15 protein-coding genes are annotated in these 16,252 nt (G+C 72.7%); 9 read left to right on the forward strand and 6 right to left on the reverse strand.

Features of this window, described 5'->3' with window-relative positions; all coding sequences use genetic code 11:
• The first annotated feature begins 2 nt into the window (after positions 1-2).
• From CHR28_RS13940 to CHR28_RS13950, 3 genes are all read left to right on the forward strand, one after another.
• The gene (locus CHR28_RS13940) at positions 3-917 is read left to right on the forward strand and encodes a PfkB family carbohydrate kinase (protein WP_094053912.1); all 915 of its coding nucleotides are present in this window, start codon (positions 3-5) and stop codon (positions 915-917) included.
• Positions 918-1,245: 328 nt separating this feature from the next.
• Positions 1,246-3,297, forward strand: a complete 2,052-nt coding sequence (locus CHR28_RS13945) for an APC family permease (RefSeq protein WP_094053913.1) — start codon at positions 1,246-1,248, stop codon at positions 3,295-3,297.
• Positions 3,298-3,418: 121 nt separating this feature from the next.
• Positions 3,419-4,747 (forward strand): class I SAM-dependent RNA methyltransferase, encoded by a 1,329-nt coding sequence (locus CHR28_RS13950; protein WP_094053914.1) that lies wholly within the window; start codon positions 3,419-3,421, stop codon positions 4,745-4,747.
• A 43-nt stretch (positions 4,748-4,790) separates the two neighbouring features.
• Here CHR28_RS13950 and CHR28_RS13955 read toward each other — a convergent pair whose 3' ends face one another.
• Entirely contained in the window at positions 4,791-8,417 is a 3,627-nt protein-coding gene (locus CHR28_RS13955) for a CHAT domain-containing protein (protein ID WP_094053915.1), read from the reverse strand.
• Between the two features lie 177 nt (positions 8,418-8,594).
• On the opposite strand from CHR28_RS13955, the gene CHR28_RS13960 reads away from it, so the two are divergent.
• A complete protein-coding gene (locus CHR28_RS13960; RefSeq protein ID WP_143655838.1) occupies positions 8,595-8,972 on the forward strand; it encodes a hypothetical protein in 378 nt (125 codons plus the stop codon).
• 1 nt (position 8,973) lies between these two features.
• Positions 8,974-9,918 (forward strand): hypothetical protein, encoded by a 945-nt coding sequence (locus CHR28_RS13965; protein WP_094053917.1) that lies wholly within the window; start codon positions 8,974-8,976, stop codon positions 9,916-9,918.
• Between the two features lie 111 nt (positions 9,919-10,029).
• Here the strand turns inward: CHR28_RS13965 and CHR28_RS13970 are convergent, their stop codons facing one another.
• Positions 10,030-10,611, reverse strand: coding sequence for a sugar O-acetyltransferase (locus CHR28_RS13970; RefSeq protein WP_094053918.1), 582 nt, complete (start codon positions 10,609-10,611; stop codon positions 10,030-10,032).
• A 127-nt stretch (positions 10,612-10,738) separates the two neighbouring features.
• On the opposite strand from CHR28_RS13970, the gene CHR28_RS13975 reads away from it, so the two are divergent.
• Entirely contained in the window at positions 10,739-11,437 is a 699-nt protein-coding gene (locus CHR28_RS13975; RefSeq protein ID WP_094053989.1) for a GNAT family N-acetyltransferase, read from the forward strand.
• Between the two features lie 98 nt (positions 11,438-11,535).
• On the opposite strand, the gene CHR28_RS13980 is transcribed toward CHR28_RS13975, so the two are convergent.
• Positions 11,536-12,204: a DsbA family protein gene (locus tag CHR28_RS13980; RefSeq protein ID WP_094053919.1), complete on the reverse strand. Its 669-nt coding sequence runs from the start codon at positions 12,202-12,204 to the stop codon at positions 11,536-11,538.
• A 93-nt stretch (positions 12,205-12,297) separates the two neighbouring features.
• Entirely contained in the window at positions 12,298-12,891 is a 594-nt protein-coding gene (locus tag CHR28_RS13985) for a hypothetical protein (RefSeq protein ID WP_094053920.1), read from the reverse strand.
• A gap of 661 nt (positions 12,892-13,552) precedes the next feature.
• Between CHR28_RS13985 and CHR28_RS13990 the strand changes: the two genes are divergently transcribed.
• The 3 genes from CHR28_RS13990 to CHR28_RS14000 all read left to right on the forward strand — a co-directional run bounded on the left by CHR28_RS13990 (position 13,553) and on the right by CHR28_RS14000 (position 15,372).
• Positions 13,553-14,611, forward strand: coding sequence for a peptidoglycan recognition protein family protein (locus tag CHR28_RS13990; protein ID WP_094053921.1), 1,059 nt, complete (start codon positions 13,553-13,555; stop codon positions 14,609-14,611).
• A gap of 188 nt (positions 14,612-14,799) precedes the next feature.
• On the forward strand, positions 14,800-15,030 hold the full coding sequence (locus CHR28_RS13995) for a DUF2945 domain-containing protein (RefSeq protein ID WP_094053922.1): 231 nt from the start codon (positions 14,800-14,802) through the stop codon (positions 15,028-15,030).
• 6 nt (positions 15,031-15,036) lie between these two features.
• The gene (locus CHR28_RS14000) at positions 15,037-15,372 is read left to right on the forward strand and encodes a DUF3140 domain-containing protein (protein WP_094053923.1); all 336 of its coding nucleotides are present in this window, start codon (positions 15,037-15,039) and stop codon (positions 15,370-15,372) included.
• 16 nt (positions 15,373-15,388) lie between these two features.
• On the opposite strand, the gene CHR28_RS37770 is transcribed toward CHR28_RS14000, so the two are convergent.
• Positions 15,389-15,559, reverse strand: a complete 171-nt coding sequence (locus CHR28_RS37770; RefSeq protein WP_179272429.1) for a hypothetical protein — start codon at positions 15,557-15,559, stop codon at positions 15,389-15,391.
• Between the two features lie 207 nt (positions 15,560-15,766).
• On the reverse strand, positions 15,767-15,994 hold the full coding sequence (locus CHR28_RS14005; RefSeq protein ID WP_094053924.1) for a hypothetical protein: 228 nt from the start codon (positions 15,992-15,994) through the stop codon (positions 15,767-15,769).
• Positions 15,995-16,252 lie beyond the last annotated feature (258 nt).

Consider the following 16,252-nt stretch of genomic DNA (forward strand, 5'->3'; position numbering starts at 1 on the left):
TCATGACCATCGAGATCGACGTGCTGGTGCTGGGCGGCGCGGGTGTGGACACGATCGTGCACGTGCCCGCACTGCCCGTGCCCTACGCGGACAGCCACATGATCCGGCCCGGGATCGTGACCCGCGCGGGCCAGAGCGGGGACTTCGTCGCCCTCGCGGCGCACGCGCTGGGGCTGCGCACGCACCACCTCGACCTGCTCGGCGACGACCCCGAGGGCGACCTCGTCCGGGCGCTCCACCGCGACCGGGGCATCCCCCTCACCGCCGTCCCGCAGCCTCTCGGCACCAAGCGGGCCGTCAACCTCGTGGACCCCGACGGCAGGCGCCTGTCCCTCTACGACGCCACGCGCGCCGCCGACACCGACCGGCTGCCCGAGGCCACGGTGCGGGAGCTGGCGGCCGTGAGCCGGCACGCCCATGTCGTCATCACCCAGCCGTGCGCCCACGCGCTGCCGGTCCTGCGCGCGGCGGGCGTCACGATCTCCACCGACCTGCACGACTGGGACGGGGTGAACCCGTATCACGAGCCGTTCGCCCACCAGGCCGACCTGGTCTTCCTCTCCAGCGCCGCCCTGGCCGACCCGGAGGCGACCATGCGGCGGATCGCCGGGCGGGGCCGCGCCCGGGCCGTCGTCGCCACCGCCGGGGCGGACGGGGCGTACCTGCTGGCCGACGGCGAGCTGACCCACGTACCCGCCGCCGCGCCCCCGGCCCCGGTCGTCGACTCCAACGGCGCCGGTGACGCCTTCGCGGCCGCGTTCCTGCACGCCTGGCTCGCCGGCGCACCACCCCGCGACTGCGCCCTGCACGGCACGGTGGCCGGCGCCTACGCCTGCACGGTGCCGTCGACCCGCACGGACAGCATCGGCCGGGAGGAACTGGCGGCGGGGGTGGCGGCGCTGCTCACCGGCGGCTGATGGTCACCGGTGCCTGATGCGGCGGCTGATGCCCACCGGCGCGTGATGGTCACCGGCGGCTGATGCTCCGCACGCTCGCCATTGTGAGGATTCCGAGGACGACGAGTGTGGCTGCGGCGCCGAGCAGTTCCGCGGACGCGTGCATGGGGCCTCCTGAGGCGGTGTCGGGCCAGGTCGGGGACGGGGTAAGTCATATAGGCATGGAAGTGGCGTGACCTGCGGAATCCGCAGCCGCACGAGCCTCTGAATTCACTCGGAGAGCAGAGGGAACGCCGATGAGGGGTGGCGGGTGGGCGGCCCCGCGTTCGAACGCTTACGATCCTCTGTTGTGTCCAAACTGACCGACGTGCCCAAACGGATCCTGATCGGGCGCGCACTGCGCAGCGACCGGCTGGGCGAAACGCTCCTGCCGAAGCGCATCGCACTCCCCGTCTTCGCCTCCGACCCGCTGTCCTCCGTGGCGTACGCGCCCGGCGAGGTGCTGCTGGTCCTGTCGATCGCGGGCGTGACGGCGTACCACTTCAGTCCGTGGATCGCGGTCGCGGTCGTCGTCCTGATGTTCACCGTCGTGGCCTCGTACCGGCAGAACGTGCACGCCTACCCCAGCGGCGGCGGCGACTACGAGGTGGCCAACACCAACCTCGGCCCCAAGGCGGGTCTCACGGTCGCCAGCGCTCTGCTCGTGGACTACGTCCTCACCGTCGCCGTCTCGATCTCCTCCGGCATCGAGAACCTCGGCTCCGCGGTCCCCTTCGTCGTCGAGCACAAGGTGGCCTGCGCGATCGGCGTCATCGTGCTGCTGACGCTGATGAACCTGCGCGGCGTGCGCGAGTCGGGCACCCTGTTCGCGATCCCCACCTACGTCTTCGTCGCCGGTGTCTTCACCATGCTCGCGTGGGGCGCCTTCCGCGCACTCGTCCTGGACGACACCATGCGGGCACCGACCGCGGACTACGTCATCAAGCCCGAGCACCAGGGCCTGGCCGGGTTCGCCCTGGTCTTCCTGCTGCTGCGCGCGTTCTCCTCCGGCTGCGCCGCCCTCACCGGCGTCGAGGCGATCTCCAACGGCGTCCCGGCCTTCCGCAAGCCGAAGTCGAAGAACGCCGCGACCACCCTGGCGATGATGGGCCTGCTGGCCGTCACCATGTTCTGCGGCATCATCGCGCTGGCCGCCGCCACCGATGTCCGCATGGCCGAGGACCCGGCCAAGGACCTCGTCCACAACGGCGTCCCGCTCGGCCCGGACTACGTCCAGAACCCGGTGATCTCCCAGGTCGCCGAGGCCGTCTTCGGCGCGGGCAGCTTCCTGTTCATCGTGCTGGCCGCGGCCACCGCGCTGGTGCTGTTCCTCGCCGCCAACACCGCCTACAACGGCTTCCCGCTGCTCGGCTCGATCCTCGCCCAGGACCGCTACCTGCCGCGTCAGCTGCACACCCGCGGCGACCGGCTGGCCTTCTCCAACGGCATCGTGCTCCTCGCCGGCGCCGCCGCCCTGCTGGTCGGGATCTACGGCGCCGACTCCACCCGCCTGATCCAGCTGTACATCGTCGGCGTGTTCGTGTCGTTCACGCTCAGCCAGACCGGCATGGTCCGGCACTGGAACCGGCACCTGGCCACCGAGAAGGACCAGGCCAAGCGCCGCCACATGGTCCGCTCGCGCGCCATCAACGCCTTCGGCGCGTTCTTCACCGGCCTGGTGCTGGTGGTCGTCCTCGTCACCAAGTTCACCCACGGCGCCTGGGTCGCCCTGCTCGGCATGGTGATCTTCTTCGCGACGATGACGGCCATCCGCAAGCACTACGACCGCGTCGCCGCCGAGATCGCCGCCCCCGAGGGCCCGAGCGACGACAGCGTCCGGCCCTCCCGCGTCCACTCGGTCGTCCTGATCTCCAAGATCCACCGCCCGACGCTGCGCGCCCTGGCCTACGCCAAGCTGATGCGTTCGGACACGCTGGAGGCCCTCAGCGTCAACGTCGACCCGGCCGAGACCAAGGCGCTCCAGGAGGAGTGGAACCGGCGCGGCATCGACGTACCGCTGAAGGTCCTCGACTCGCCCTACCGCGAGATCACGCGCCCGATCATCGAGTACGTCAAGAGCCTGCGCAAGGAGTCGCCGCGCGACGCGGTCTCCGTGATCATCCCCGAGTACGTCGTCGGCCACTGGTACGAGCACCTGCTGCACAACCAGAGCGCCCTGCGGCTGAAGGGCCGGCTGCTGTTCACGCCCGGGATCATGGTGACCTCCGTGCCGTACCAGCTGCAGTCCTCCGAGGCGGCCAAGCGGCGGGCCCGCAGGCAGCAGGAGTGGAACGCGCCCGGATCGGTGCGCCGCGGCCCCGCCCAGGTGCGGTCGAAGGAGAACACCGACCACAAGGCATGAGCCGACGGCTCGTGTGAATCGGCCGGGCGGCAGCCACGTAGACTGGTGGGCTGTTGTCCGGCCGCTTCGCTGCGGCCGTTCGGCCGGCCTTTCCCTTCACGCGTTTTGGAGTCACCCCGCCATGCAGGCAGAACCGAGGAAGTCGCTGGTGGGGGAGGAGTACGAGGTCGAGGTCGGCCCCGTCGCCCACGGCGGCCACTGCATCGCCCGTACGTCCGAGGGCCAGGTGCTGTTCGTCCGGCACGCCCTGCCCGGTGAGCGGGTCGTGGCCCGGGTGACCGAGGGCGAGGAGGGCGCGCGCTTCCTGCGGGCCGACGCGGTGCGCGTGCTCGACGCCTCCAAGGACCGGATCGACGAGCCCTGCCCGTACGCCGGGCCGGGCCGCTGCGGCGGCTGCGACTGGCAGCACGCCAAGCCCGGAGCGCAGCGGCGCCTGAAGGCCGACGTGATCGCCGAGCAGCTGCAGCGGCTCGCCGGGCTCACCCCGGAGGAGGCCGGCTGGGACGGCACGGTCGTACCCGCCGAGGGCGACAAGGTGCCCGCGGGCCAGGTCCCGGCCTGGCGCACACGGGTCCAGTACGCCGTCACGGCCGACGGGCGGGCCGGTCTGCGCCGGCACCGGTCGCACGAGGTCGAGCCGATCGACCACTGCATGATCGCCGCGGAGGGCGTCAGCGAGCTCGGCATCGAGAAGCGCGACTGGACCGGCATGGACTCCGTCGAGGCGATCGCGGCGACCGGCTCCCAGGACCGGCAGGTGATCCTCACGCCGAAGCCGGGCGCGCGTCTGCCGCTGGTCGAGCTGGACCGCCCGGTGTCCGTGCTGCGCGTCGACGAGCGCTCCGGCGGCGTCCACCGCGTCCACGGCCGCCCGTTCGTCCGCGAGCGCGCGGACGGCCGGACCCACCGCGTGGCCAACGGCGGCTTCTGGCAGGTCCACCCCATGGCGGCGGACACCCTGGTGAAGGCGGTAATGCAGGGCCTGCTGCCGCGCAAGGGCGACATGGCCCTCGACCTCTACTGCGGCGTCGGCCTCTTCGCGGGCGCCCTCGCCGACCGGGTCGGCGACCAGGGCGCGGTGCTCGGCATCGAGTCCGGCAAGCGCGCGGTGGAGGACGCCCGCCACAACCTCGCCGAGTTCGAGCGGGTGCGGATCGAGCAGGGCAAGGTCGAGAGCGTGCTGCCGCGGACCGGCATCACCGAGGTCGACCTGATCGTCCTGGACCCGCCGCGGGCGGGAGCCGGCCGCAAGACGGTCCAGCACCTGTCGTCGCTGGGAGCCCGCCGGATCGCGTACGTGGCCTGCGACCCGGCCGCGCTGGCGCGGGACCTGGCGTACTTCCGCGACGGCGGCTACCGGGTGCGGACGCTGCGGGCGTTCGATCTGTTCCCGATGACGCATCACGTGGAGTGCGTGGCGATTCTGGAGCCTGCCTCCAAGGGTGCCTGACCTGCTGGTTCCGCAAGCGCGGGCAGGAAAGGACTTTGGAGCGCTACGGGCCCACGTGGACGTAGCAGGCCCAGTTCAGGCGTGCGGCGTGTGCGGGGTCCCGGCGGAGTCGCTGGACGGCGTCGTGGAGAGCCCGGGCACTGCCGCCCGCGCCCTGGTCCGAGGTTCTCAGGGCCCGGTAGAAATCGCGGGTGATGTCAGGGGCCGGGCCGTCGGCGAGGCTCCAGAGGGTGCCGACGACGTGCTGGAAGCCGGCGAGTTGGAAAGCGGCGGCCAGGTGGATCGCCTCGTCGGCGAGGGCGCTGGTGCCTCGGGCGGTGTGGCACGCGGAGAGGAAGGCGAGTTCCGCACCGGAGAGGTCCTGTTCGGCGATGGTCGTCACCGAGAGGGGGCCGTCGTGCAGGACCAGATGACTGGCGGCGGGGTCGTCCGGGTCGTGCATGCCGTGGCAGGCGAAGTGGACCCATGGGTGCGAGGGCAGGGCGGACAGGACGGCGGGCATGACAGCCTGCTCCTCGGCCCGCAGGGTGTGCCCGTCGCCGAAGAGTTCGCCCAGCACGGACAGTTCGCTGCGGACGCCGGGCAGGGCAGCCGGGGGCGCGGAGGTTCCGTCGTTTCCCGGTACGTCGGCCACCCCTACCGCGAGCAACTGCGGCCGCCGGGACGGGCGGTGCGCTCTGGCCCTGACGAGTGAGTCCAGGGTGGGGGTATAGGAGGAGATCACCCGGTCGATGACCCGCGAGCCGTTCGTCCCGGCGGCGTGCAAGGGGAGAAGGGCCAGGGGGCCGGTGGGGCACCACCACATGCGGGGCATCACCGCACGCGGCTGGTCCAGGCCCAGTTCGGCGAGGACGGGCTCGGCGATGTCCTCCCAGAGCCGGTGCAGTGTGTCCGTGATCCGGGTTCCCAGAGCGTGGGCCTCGATGGGGCCGAGAGCGAGCCCGGGCTCGTTCAGCCGGCTGACGGCGTCGAGGAAGCCGGCGGCGCTGCGCTCGATGTCCTCGGCGGTGACGCCGGGCAACTCGACCAGCCTGACCGGGTCTTCGCCCGGGGTGGAGGTGAGCAGGAGGGCGTCACAGCGGTGGCTGCTGATGTTGATGATCGCGACCGGGCCGTCGTCGGCGGCGCGGTGCAGATCCTCGAAGGACAGCGGCTCCAGGAAGTCGGCGAAGCCGGGGAGACCGCGGATCCGGGCCAGGACGTCGTCGAACCGTTCGCTGAGCCCCCAGCGCCGCGAACCGCCCCCGGGCACTTCGGTGTGATTGCCGTCCGGACCGGGCCCACCGCCTTCCAGCTCGGCGCAGATCGCGTCGAACTCCTCGGCCAGCAGGCGATGCCTGGCACGCAGCGCGTTCCGGTCGGCGCGGGTCTGCATCAGTTGGGACCAGATCACCGAGCGCCCCTGCTCCAACAGCCGGACGGCGCCGCGCAGGTCGTCCGCGGCGATCGCGGCCGCTGCGGCATCGCTGGCCAGCAAGGGCAGTTGCGCGATCTGCGCCAGCCGCGACGTCCGGGGGATGCCTCGGTCCGCCAGCCGGGGCAGCAACTGCTCGATCGCCGTGCGGTAGTCGGCGAGCGCGCCCCTGGTGTCGCCGGTCAGCATGCCCAGTCTGCCCGAGTGGAAGGCCGAGAACAGGCGGGTTCGCGTCGAGGCGTTCACGCTCGCGGTGGAGGCCCGGAAGGACGCCAGGGCAGTGTGGACGTCCTCGGCCGGACCGCCGCCCTTGGACCATCGCCTCAGGAGGGTTGCTCCCAGCTCCGACTGCAGGTGCGCGAGCTGGGGGTCGCCGGGACTGCGGGCGGCGAGATCCCGTGCCGTCCGGCGGAGGATGAGCACCGAGGCGTCGAGGTCGTCCCGGTCGCCGCTGTCGCGCAGAGCCACGGCGAGTTTGAGCCGCATGACGGGGTGGTCCACGTGGGTGGACGGGGTGGCGGAGATCGCCGTGCGGAGGGCCGTGATCGCACGGTCCAGGTCCTCTCGCTGGTCGAGGGCGTGGTAGCGGGCGTGCAGGGCGGCGGCCAGGTGGGTCAGCGCGCGGCCGGTCTCCGGGCCGGGCGGCGCGCTGTCCACTGCCTTGTGGCCGGCGGCGATCGCCTGGTCGATGTCCCCGCGGCGGCGCAGCGTGACGAACCGGGCGAGCAGGAGGCCGCTGAGGACGGCCGGCGCCGTGTGCTCGGGGGCACCCAGGCGGTCGGCAAGGCCGACAGCGGCCTCGGCCGCCTCGATCGCGGCGGTGAGGTCCTCCAGGTCGCCCACGGTCTCGAACCGGATCCGCAGGACGAACGCGAGGGCGGCCAGGCGGTCGACACGGACGGGAGCGTCGTCGGGAGTGGCGGCCAGTGCCGCGGAGGCGGAGTCGAACGCGTCGGCGAGATCGGCCGGCTCGGCCCTGAGACGAAAGCGGTGGAACAGCGCGGCGGACTCCGTGGACAGGGCTGGGGCATGGCCGGGGAGCGCGGCGAGCGCGTCCCGGGAGAGCCGCAGCGCCGCCTCCACATCCGCCGAGTCGCCGCATCGGATGAACTGGCCGAGCAGACTCCTGGCGAGCGTCACGAGGACATCCGGTTCCGGCGGTTCGAGGCCCAACCCGGTAGGTCCATCCGGGGGTTGACCGCTCAGGGCCGACGCGTAGCGCTGTCGCAAGGCATCCGTGTTCCGGTGCAGCGCCGCGCGTTGCGGATGCTCCGGTGGCGCGAGCCGCTCGCCTGCGGCCGTGGCGGCCAGAGCGGCCTTCAGGTCGTCCAGGTCGCCGGTGGCGGCGTGGCGGGCGAGCAGCATGTTCCCGAGGCTGCCCAGCACTCCGGGCAGGACCGGGTGCTCGCCGGGCATGATCCCGGTCTCGCGAGCGACCGCGTCGATGGCCTCGTTCAGATATCTCTCGACCCGGGTGTACTGGTACCGCTTCCACAGCAGGACCCCGAGCTGGAACCACTGACCGGCCTCGGGAAGGACCTCTTTCACCATCGCCCGTCGGGCGCCGATCGCCCGGTCGAGGTCGGCGACGTCGTGGTGGTGGTCGAACAGGGCGTCCAGCACTGTCGCGAGGCCGTCCCACATCCGCGGCCTCTCCGGATTCCCTTCGGCCGCGCCGGCCGCCTGGTCCATGTGGTGGGCGGCCACTTTGAGCAGGTCGGGTTCGCCGAGGACCTCGGCCAGTTCCCTCCAGGAACTGCCCAGGTTGCCCCGGATCGCAGGCTGCTCCTCCTCGGGAGCGGACTCCAGCGCGGCCTCCCACAAGGAGATGGCGGTGCCCGAGAGCTTGGCGTCCTTGGTCCGTCCGCATGCCTGGAGCAGGACCATGCCCATCGCGCTCAGCAGCGTGTGCCGTTCCGGCACAGGGGGAGGTGCGTCGGCGAACGCCTCGGCGAGGTCTTCGGGAACGACCTGCGGAGCGATCGCGTGCAGGAGCCCGAACACGGACAGCCAGGCGTGATGGTCCAAGGGGGTCTGTTCCTCGCCGAGAGCCTGGAGACGGGTGCCGAGCAGGGCACCCACCAGGAGGGCGAGTTCCACGTCGTCCTCGGTCACGGAATCCTGGTACAGCCGCTCGCTGATCTCGTGGATCAGCGCGCCCGCGGCCCACAACGGCGCTGCCGCGAGCGCGGTCCGGGGGTCGTTCGTGCCGGAGTACGCCCGGATGTGGTGAAGCACCAGACCGACGAGGTCCACCGCACCATCGCTCGGTGAACCCTGCGCGGATTCCTCGATCCCCTTCAGCGGTCCCCCCTCTCGCGCGGCTGCGTCGTCCGGCCCAGGCTAGGGGGTGGAAGGGTTTTCGGGGCAATTGCCCTCCGTGGGAAGGGATTTGGTGGGACCATGCTCCGGCTGGGGACGGGGAGGGTCGGGGTGTCGGGCAGGGACGCGGCGGGTCTGGCGTATGTGTGCGCCCATTTCGAGGAGTTGCGGGAGCTGCTCGGCGACGACGGCACCGATCCGACGACGCCCTTGGCGCGGTTGCGGGCGGTCTGCGGTGCCGACGCGACGCAGGCCGCACGGCTGTTGGCCGAGGTCGACGCGGCGCTCAGGGCCGCGACCGACGGCTTCGTGAGCATCCACGGTGCCGGTCAGGGCCGTGCCCGGGAACCGAGCGGTCTGGAGCCGCTGCAGATCGTCTTCCGCTGTCCACTGCGGCAGTGCACGGGGCGGCACGGCAGCGAGGTGGCCGTCGCCCGGCCGGTCTGCTCGATCAGCCGTCGGGAACTCATCCGGGAACGGCTGGTCTGAAGTGGGCGGGTTGTGGGGCGAGCTGGGCAAGAAGCTTGCCGACCGGTGGCTGTCCCTGCTGGTCCTGCCGGGGGTGCTCTACCTCGCCACGGCCGCTGCCGCGCACACCCTGGGGCAGCGGCACGCCCTGGACGCCGCAAGGCTGATCCAGGAGGTGACGACCGTCGCCAAGCAGCCGGCCGTGACCGGGGTCGGCGGGCAGATCGTGCTGGTGGGAGCGATTCTGATCGCCTCGGCCGCGGCCGGGATCGTCGCCGAGGCAGCGGGTGCGCTGGTCGAACGCCTGGTTCTGGCAGTCGGCTGGAAGGAGTGGCCGCTCGGGCTGCCGGTGCCGGCCGGCTGGTGGGTACGGCGCAGGCAGCGTCGCTGGGACGACGCCCACAGGGTCTACCACGAGCAGCGACGGCTCACCCTCGCGCCCGACCCTGCCGACCGGCCCGATCCCGCGGTGGGGCGCGCAGCTCTCGCACGGCGCACCCGCATCGCCCTGGAACGGCCCGAGCGGCCGACCTGGAGTGGGGACCGCGTCCAGGCCGTCGCGCTGCGCCTGGACCGGGACCACAGCCTGGACCTCGCCACCCTGTGGCCCTACCTCGAACCCGTCCTTCCCGAGGCGCTGGGCGCCCGGATCTCCGAGGCCCGAGCCGCGCTGGCCCGCGCCACGACCCTGGCCGGCTGGGCCGTGCTGTACGCACCGCTCGCTTGGTGGTGGTGGCCGGCCGCCCCGGTGGCCCTGGTCCTGGCGGCGACCGCCAGGCACCGCACCCGCAGTTGTGCGGACACCTACGCTCGGCTCCTCGACGTGGCCGCCCGCCTCCACCTCCCCGACCTGGCTGCTCAGCTCGGGTTCGACCACGCCGGCCCCCTCACCCCCGACCTCGGCGCCCGCCTCACCCACCACCTCCGCAGCGAGCCTCTGCCTCCTCCTGCCTCGGCAGACGGCTGACAGGCGCTGCCACGCCGGGGCAGTCATCCGGGTCGGCCGGGGTGGCGAGATGGGCGTCGGGATGCGGGTGCCGCGTCCCGGGGCGGTGTGGCCGGGGCCGTGGCGTCGGGTCTACAGGCTGCGTACCACGCGGGCGGGGTTGCCCAGGGCGACGACCCCGGCGGGCACATCCTTGGTGACGACCGCGCCGGCACCGATCACGGAGTCGGCGCCGATGGTCACCCCCGGGCACACGATCACCCCGCCGCCGAGCCAGACGTTGTCGCCGATGGTGATCGGCCGGGCCGCCTCCAGCTTGTCGCGGCGGGGCCCCGGTTCCAGGGGGTGGGTGGGGGTGAGCAACTGGACGTTCGGTCCGATCTGGCAGTCCTCGCCGATCGTGATGGCGGCGACGTCCAGGGCGGTGAGGTTGAAGTTGACGAAGGTCCGGGCGCCGATGGTGATGTTGCTGCCGTAGTCGACGTACAGCGGCGGGCGGACGTGCGCCCCGGCCGCGACGGAGCCGAGCAGTTCGGCCAGCACCGGCTGGGCCGCCTCGGCGTCCTCGGCGTACACGGCCTGGTAGCGGGCGGCCAGACGGACGGCCCGCTGCTGCCGGTGGGCGATCTCCGGGTCGTCGGCGATGTACAGATCGCCGGCCTCCATGCGCTCCAGGTTGGTGCGCGGGTCGTTCGCGAAGTGGTCCGTCGGCATGCGGGGAGCGTAATCGGTGCAGTGTATGAACGTGCGTTCACCGGGCGGTGCCTACTTCCGCCACCGCGCCTGACACGATTTCCCTGGCGCACCGTTCGGAGTGCGCGGCGACACGGAGGTGCAGACGATGACGGATCGCGACGTCCCGGCCCTCGACGACCCGGTGGGCGGGTCCCTCGGTGGCCGGCACGCGCATCTCGCCCGCCGGCTCGGCCGGGCCGTGAGTTTCCAGCCGGAGGTCGCGTCGTTCTCCGCGGTCTCCTCCGACCCGGACGCGGCCGAGTGGAACGACCTGGCGAAGCTGCTCGGGCCGGGCGAGCTCGCCGACCTGTTCAGCGCTCCGGCCACTCCACCGCGTGACTGGGAACTCGTCTTCGGCATGGCGGGCCGGCAGCTGGTGTGGTCCGGCGCCGTCCCGGCCGAGCGGGAGGAGGCCGGGCCCGCCGTCGTCGAACTGGGGCCGCACGACGTGCCCGAGATGCTCGACCTCGTCGCGCGGACCCAGCCGGGGCCGTTCCGGCAGCGGACCCGGGAACTCGGCACGTACCTCGGCATCCGTGAGCACGGTGAGCTGGTGGCGATGGCCGGGGAACGGCTGCGGCCCCCGGGCTGGACCGAGATCAGTGCCGTCTGCACCGCCCCCGAGGCACGCGGGCGCGGCTACGCCGCACGGCTGATCACCGCGGTCGCCGCGCGCGTCACGGCCCGCGGTGAACGCCCCTTCCTGCACGTGGCCGAGGCGAACACCGGCGCGCTCGCCCTGTACGAGCGCCTCGGCTTCACCACCCGCAAGCGGGTGACCTTCCGGGGCTTCCGCGTCCCCTGAGACGTGTTTCCCTGAGACGTGTTTCCCTGAGACGTGTCCCCTGAGACGTGCCCCCTGAGACGTGTCCCCTGAGAGGGACCGTCCTCCCGGTGGGGGCGTCAGTCGGCCAGCCGGTCCTCGATGAGGGCCTTGAACTCCTCGTAGGAGGCGGGGACCCGGATCATCTCCCCGTCGACGAAGAACGTCGGGGTGCCCTGGACGCCCAGGCCCAGTCCGTCGCGCTGGTCGTCCAGGACGCGGCCGGCCACCTCGGGGTCGGCGAGGGCGGCGTCGAACTTCGCCAGGTCCAGGCCCAGATCCTCGGCATAACCGCGGAAGACGTCCTGCTTCCAGTCCTGCGACTCGCCCCACTCGCGCTGGGTGGTGAAGAGTTTGACGTACATCTTCTCGAACTTGCCCTGCCGGGCAGCGGCCTCGGCGGTGCGGGCGGCGAGTTCGCCGTTGCGGTGGCCGGGCATGGGGAAGTAGCGCGCGACGAAGGTGACCCGGTCGCCGTACTCCTCGCGCAGTCTCTCCACGACCGGGTACATCGCGCCGCATCCCTCGCACTCGAAGTCGAGGAACTCCACGACGGTCAGTTCGCTCTCGGCGGGCGCGCTCAGCCGGTGGCTGTCGGGGCGTACCGGCAGCGCCTCGGCGGCGGGCCGCACATCCGGGCCGCCGCTGCCGCGATCGTCCGGGGAGAGCAGCAGGAACGAGGCCAGGGCGGCGGCGAAGCCGGCGACGAGCACGGCGGCGACGTACAGGTGCTTCTTGAACTTGCTCATGGTTCCTTCCACGCGGGAAGCCGGGATGCTCCGGCGTCACCGGCCCGCGGGGAAGGCGCCTGGGGGCGCAGAGGTGCGGGTGCCGGGGGTGGGTCAGCCGGAGAAGGACGGGGCGGAGGCGATCCCGGGGCGCGGCGGGGCCCGCCCTTCGTGCAGCCGTGCCAGGAGGGCCGACCTCAGGGGCGAGGCGCTCTCCCGGACGGTGATCCGGGGTCCCGGCCCGTGGACCCGGCCGAGCAGGGGCCAGGCGAGGAGCAGCAGCCGGCGGACGGCGGTGAGCAGCGGCCTGCCCTGCCGCAGCAGCCGCTTTGTGACGCCGAGCAGGCGCGCCGCGACGACGGCGGTGATCAGGTGGCCGGCCAGCAGTGCGCCCGCCGGGGGCGTGGCGTGCCCGGCCGCCCGGCAGACGCCCGCCAGCGCGTACGCGGCGTGCGCCGCTGCCTGGGCGGCCAGCAGGGCGCCCAGCACCTGCGCGTCCGACAGCCGGCGGCGCGTCAGGAACAGGCACCCGGGCAGCGCCACGGCGGCGATCGTCGCGACGACGGTCCAGCGCGGCGCGTGGCACCGGTCCAGGACGTGACAGGCCGACGGCAGCAGCACGCACAGGACCGCGAGGAACCCGGCGCGCAGTCCGCGCAGCGCACCGGAGGTCGGGGAGGCGGGGCCGGTCGGCCACAGCGATCGCATCTGGTCGGGCTTTCGGGAGCGGTTCGGGCGCGTGGTGTGCGGGGGAGCAGGTCGCAGGGGCAGGGGCAGGGGCAGGGGCAGGTGGGCAGGGGCAGGGGCAGGTGGCTGTGGCGCCCCCGGGGCCCCGGGTCCCCGGGTCCCCGGCAGCGTACCGACCGCCGGTGTGCCGGTCGCCGGCGGGCATCCCGGGGGCACCCCCTGTGGGCGGGGCACGCGAGTGGTGTGCCCTCGGCGGCACCGGGAAGACGGACGGCTGGGCACCCCGCGGGACACCGTCCCTCCCCTGACACCCGGTCAGGCGGGGCCTGGCAGCGGCTTCTTCGTGCCGGTGCGGCAGGGGCGTATTCCCGCCGAATTCATGGAAGGGGCGTACGGCGAGGTGAGTGACGGCACGCACGGCGCGAGAATGGTGAGGGCCCGGCGCGCTCACGCGGTCCCTCCGGCGCGACGATCCGCGCTGAGCGCCCCCACCCCGCGCGAACCGCCCCGCACGCTCCACCCCCACACTTCGCGACCCCCTGAGCTGCGCCGGGAACGCCCCGGCCCCCCCACAACCCGCCCCCCCACAACCCGCTCCCACGCCCCGCCCGGCCCCGGCCCCGCCCCCCCACGAACCGCCCCGGACATCCGCCTCGCGCGCGCCGAAACGGAGGACCGAACCATGGCCACACCGCTCACCGCCGCCCGGCTCGTCGCCGCGCTGCGCGCCGAGGGCTGCTCCGTGCGCGAGGTCGCCGGCTGGCGCACCAACAACCGCAACCACGTGGGACCTTGGGGGCCCGTGCACGGCGTGATGATCCACCACACCGTGACCGGACCGGGCACGGACGTCGTCGGCCTCATCTACCACGGCCACAGCGCCCTGCCCGGCCCGCTTGCCACCGGCTGCATCACCAAGGACGGGGTGGTCCACCTGACCGGCAACGGCCGGGCCAACCACGCCGGCGGCGGCGACGGTGACGTCCTGAACGCCGTGATCGGCGAGTCGTACGGCACGTACCCGCCCCCGACGCACGAGCACGACGGTTCGGGCGGCGCGGTCGACGGCAACGCCCGTTTCTACGGCTGGGAGTGCGAGAACCGGGGCGACGGCAGGGACCCGTGGCCGCCGGCGCAGTACCTCGCCATGGTCAAGGCCACCGCCGCGGTCTGCCGCGCGCACGGCTGGGGCCACAAGAGCGCGATAGGCCACCTGGAATGGAGCGACTGGAAGGTCGACCCGCGCGGGTTCGACATGGCCGACTTCCGCCGTGACGTCGCCGACGCCCTGGCCCTCCCGGCGGGCGTGTGGGAAGGAGAGGACATGCCCCAGTACGTCAACCTCGGTATCGCCGGGCCGTATCAACTCGCGCCCGGCGCCTGGGACTCGGTCGAGTTCGCCGAGGAGTGGACCGACGAGACCGGCGACCACGCCACCGGCGGCAGCGTCTTCGCGCGCGGTCCGGCCCGGTTCAGCGGCACCTTCAGCGTGCACATCGACGGTCTGCCGGCGGGCGCGGTCGTGCAGGCACGGATGTCGGAGTACCAGGGTGAGGAGCTGCGCGCCGACCATCCGATCCACGAGGTGGCCGGGACCGGCGGCGGCACCTTCGTGGTCCTGCCGGTCACCAAGCGACTGGCGTCGGGCCGCGGCATGCGGGTGCGGCTGCTGAACCAGGCCGCCGTCCCGGTCACCGTCGCGAGCGCCGTGCTGACCGTGCTGGTGTGGAAGGAGTCCTGACCGTCCCCGCCGGTGCCCCGGACGGACCGCGCCTGGTTGCTTCACGCCGACAGCACCCGGGAACCGGGAGCCCCGGATGGTGTGGGCGTTCGTCGGGAGCGACCCGGGTGCCGTCCGCCGGGCTGCGGGGTGGACGCCGAGCCCGCAGGCTGGAGGGACAGCACACTTCTGCGCGAGGGAGCACCGGCATGGCGAATGACCGCAGCAAGGGCGGCAAGCCGAAGAAGGGCGACAAGGTCACCTGGAGCAGTCACGGCAGCCGCACCGAGGGCACCGTGGAGCGGGAGATCACCGAGCGGACGGAGGCGGCCGGCCGCACGGTCGACGCCTCCGAGGACGAACCGCAGTACGAGGTGCGCAGCGACAAGTCGGGACGGAACGCGGTGCACAAGCCGTCCGCGCTCAAGAAGAAGAAGTGAGGCGGCGTGGACGGCGAGGAGCGCGAGGAGACCTGGAACGACTTCCGGAAGCTGGTGAACATGACACCGGCCGAACTGGAGAAGTGGCTGGAGTCGGACGACTCCCGCGACGCCGGCCAGCACCAGGACGGGGGTGAGTCCACCGGGCACGCCTCCGGCCGCCGCATCGTGACGATCCTGCGGACCAAGAAGGGCGACCTCTCGGACGACGACTACCGGCACATGCGCAAGGTCGTCGGTTACGTCCGCCGTCACCTCGCCCAGCGGCCCTCCGGGGACGTGCGGGACACGCGGTGGCGGTACTCGCTGATGAACTGGGGGCACGACCCGCTCGGCGGGTGAGCCCGGCAGCCCCGGGTCAGTGCTCGCCGGGCTCGGTGGGGGCCGGGGCGTGTCCGGCCAGTGCCTGGCTCATCTGCTGCTGGGTCTTCTCCGCCACCGCGCGGGCCTCCTCGACGACGTCACCGCGTTCGCGTATGAGGCTTTCGTAGATGGGCAGTTCGGCGGTTCGGGTCGCTTCGGATCGCACAGTGGTCTTCCTGTCGATTTCACAGCCGGTTTCTCAGGGGTCCGAGTAAGTCTGCGTCACGGCCCCGCACCGTGTTACCCACCCCCGTGGTGTCCATGCATCCGTCACGTACTGCGCGAATTCCCCACGTGTGTGACCACGGCGGAAGTCCGCCCGGCACGCGAAAAGGCCCCGGGAATGTCTCCCGGGGCCTTCGCGCGGTGTACGTCAGAGCGAGGTCGTGCGCGCGCCCGCGTGGCCGCCCAGCGCGGCGCCGTCCGCCGACAGGGCACCCTGCACCGTGGCGCAGAGCTCACCGGTCAGGGGGCCGACCAGGCCGGCGGAGAGCCCGCCCACGAGGCCCGCGGAGGCGCCGACGCCCGCGTTGCCGCCGGAGATCTGCTCCAGGTCCGCGTCGGACAGCTCGGCGACGTCGACCCGAGGAGTGAGGTTCATGGGGGTGTTTCCCTTCGCGTGAATGTCTCGCAATGGCGGTGAGCGCCGCTGGGCGTCGCGATTCCCGGGCATTCCCGAAAACCGCAATTGCGCCCCGGCGGCTGCGCCGTGCGCAGGATCAAAGCACTCACCGGAGAAGAGAGCCAGCTGCCCGCCGGCCGTGTGCGGCGTATTCCGGCGGTCTTCTTCACCGCTATGACGGGCGGGTCACCGGATATGGACATTCCTTCACAGGGCCCGTCGCCCGGCGGCACGCCG

Origin of the sequence: Streptomyces sp. XY006 (assembly GCF_002237655.1) — a bacterium.
GTDB lineage: Bacteria > Actinomycetota > Actinomycetes > Streptomycetales > Streptomycetaceae > Streptomyces > Streptomyces levis.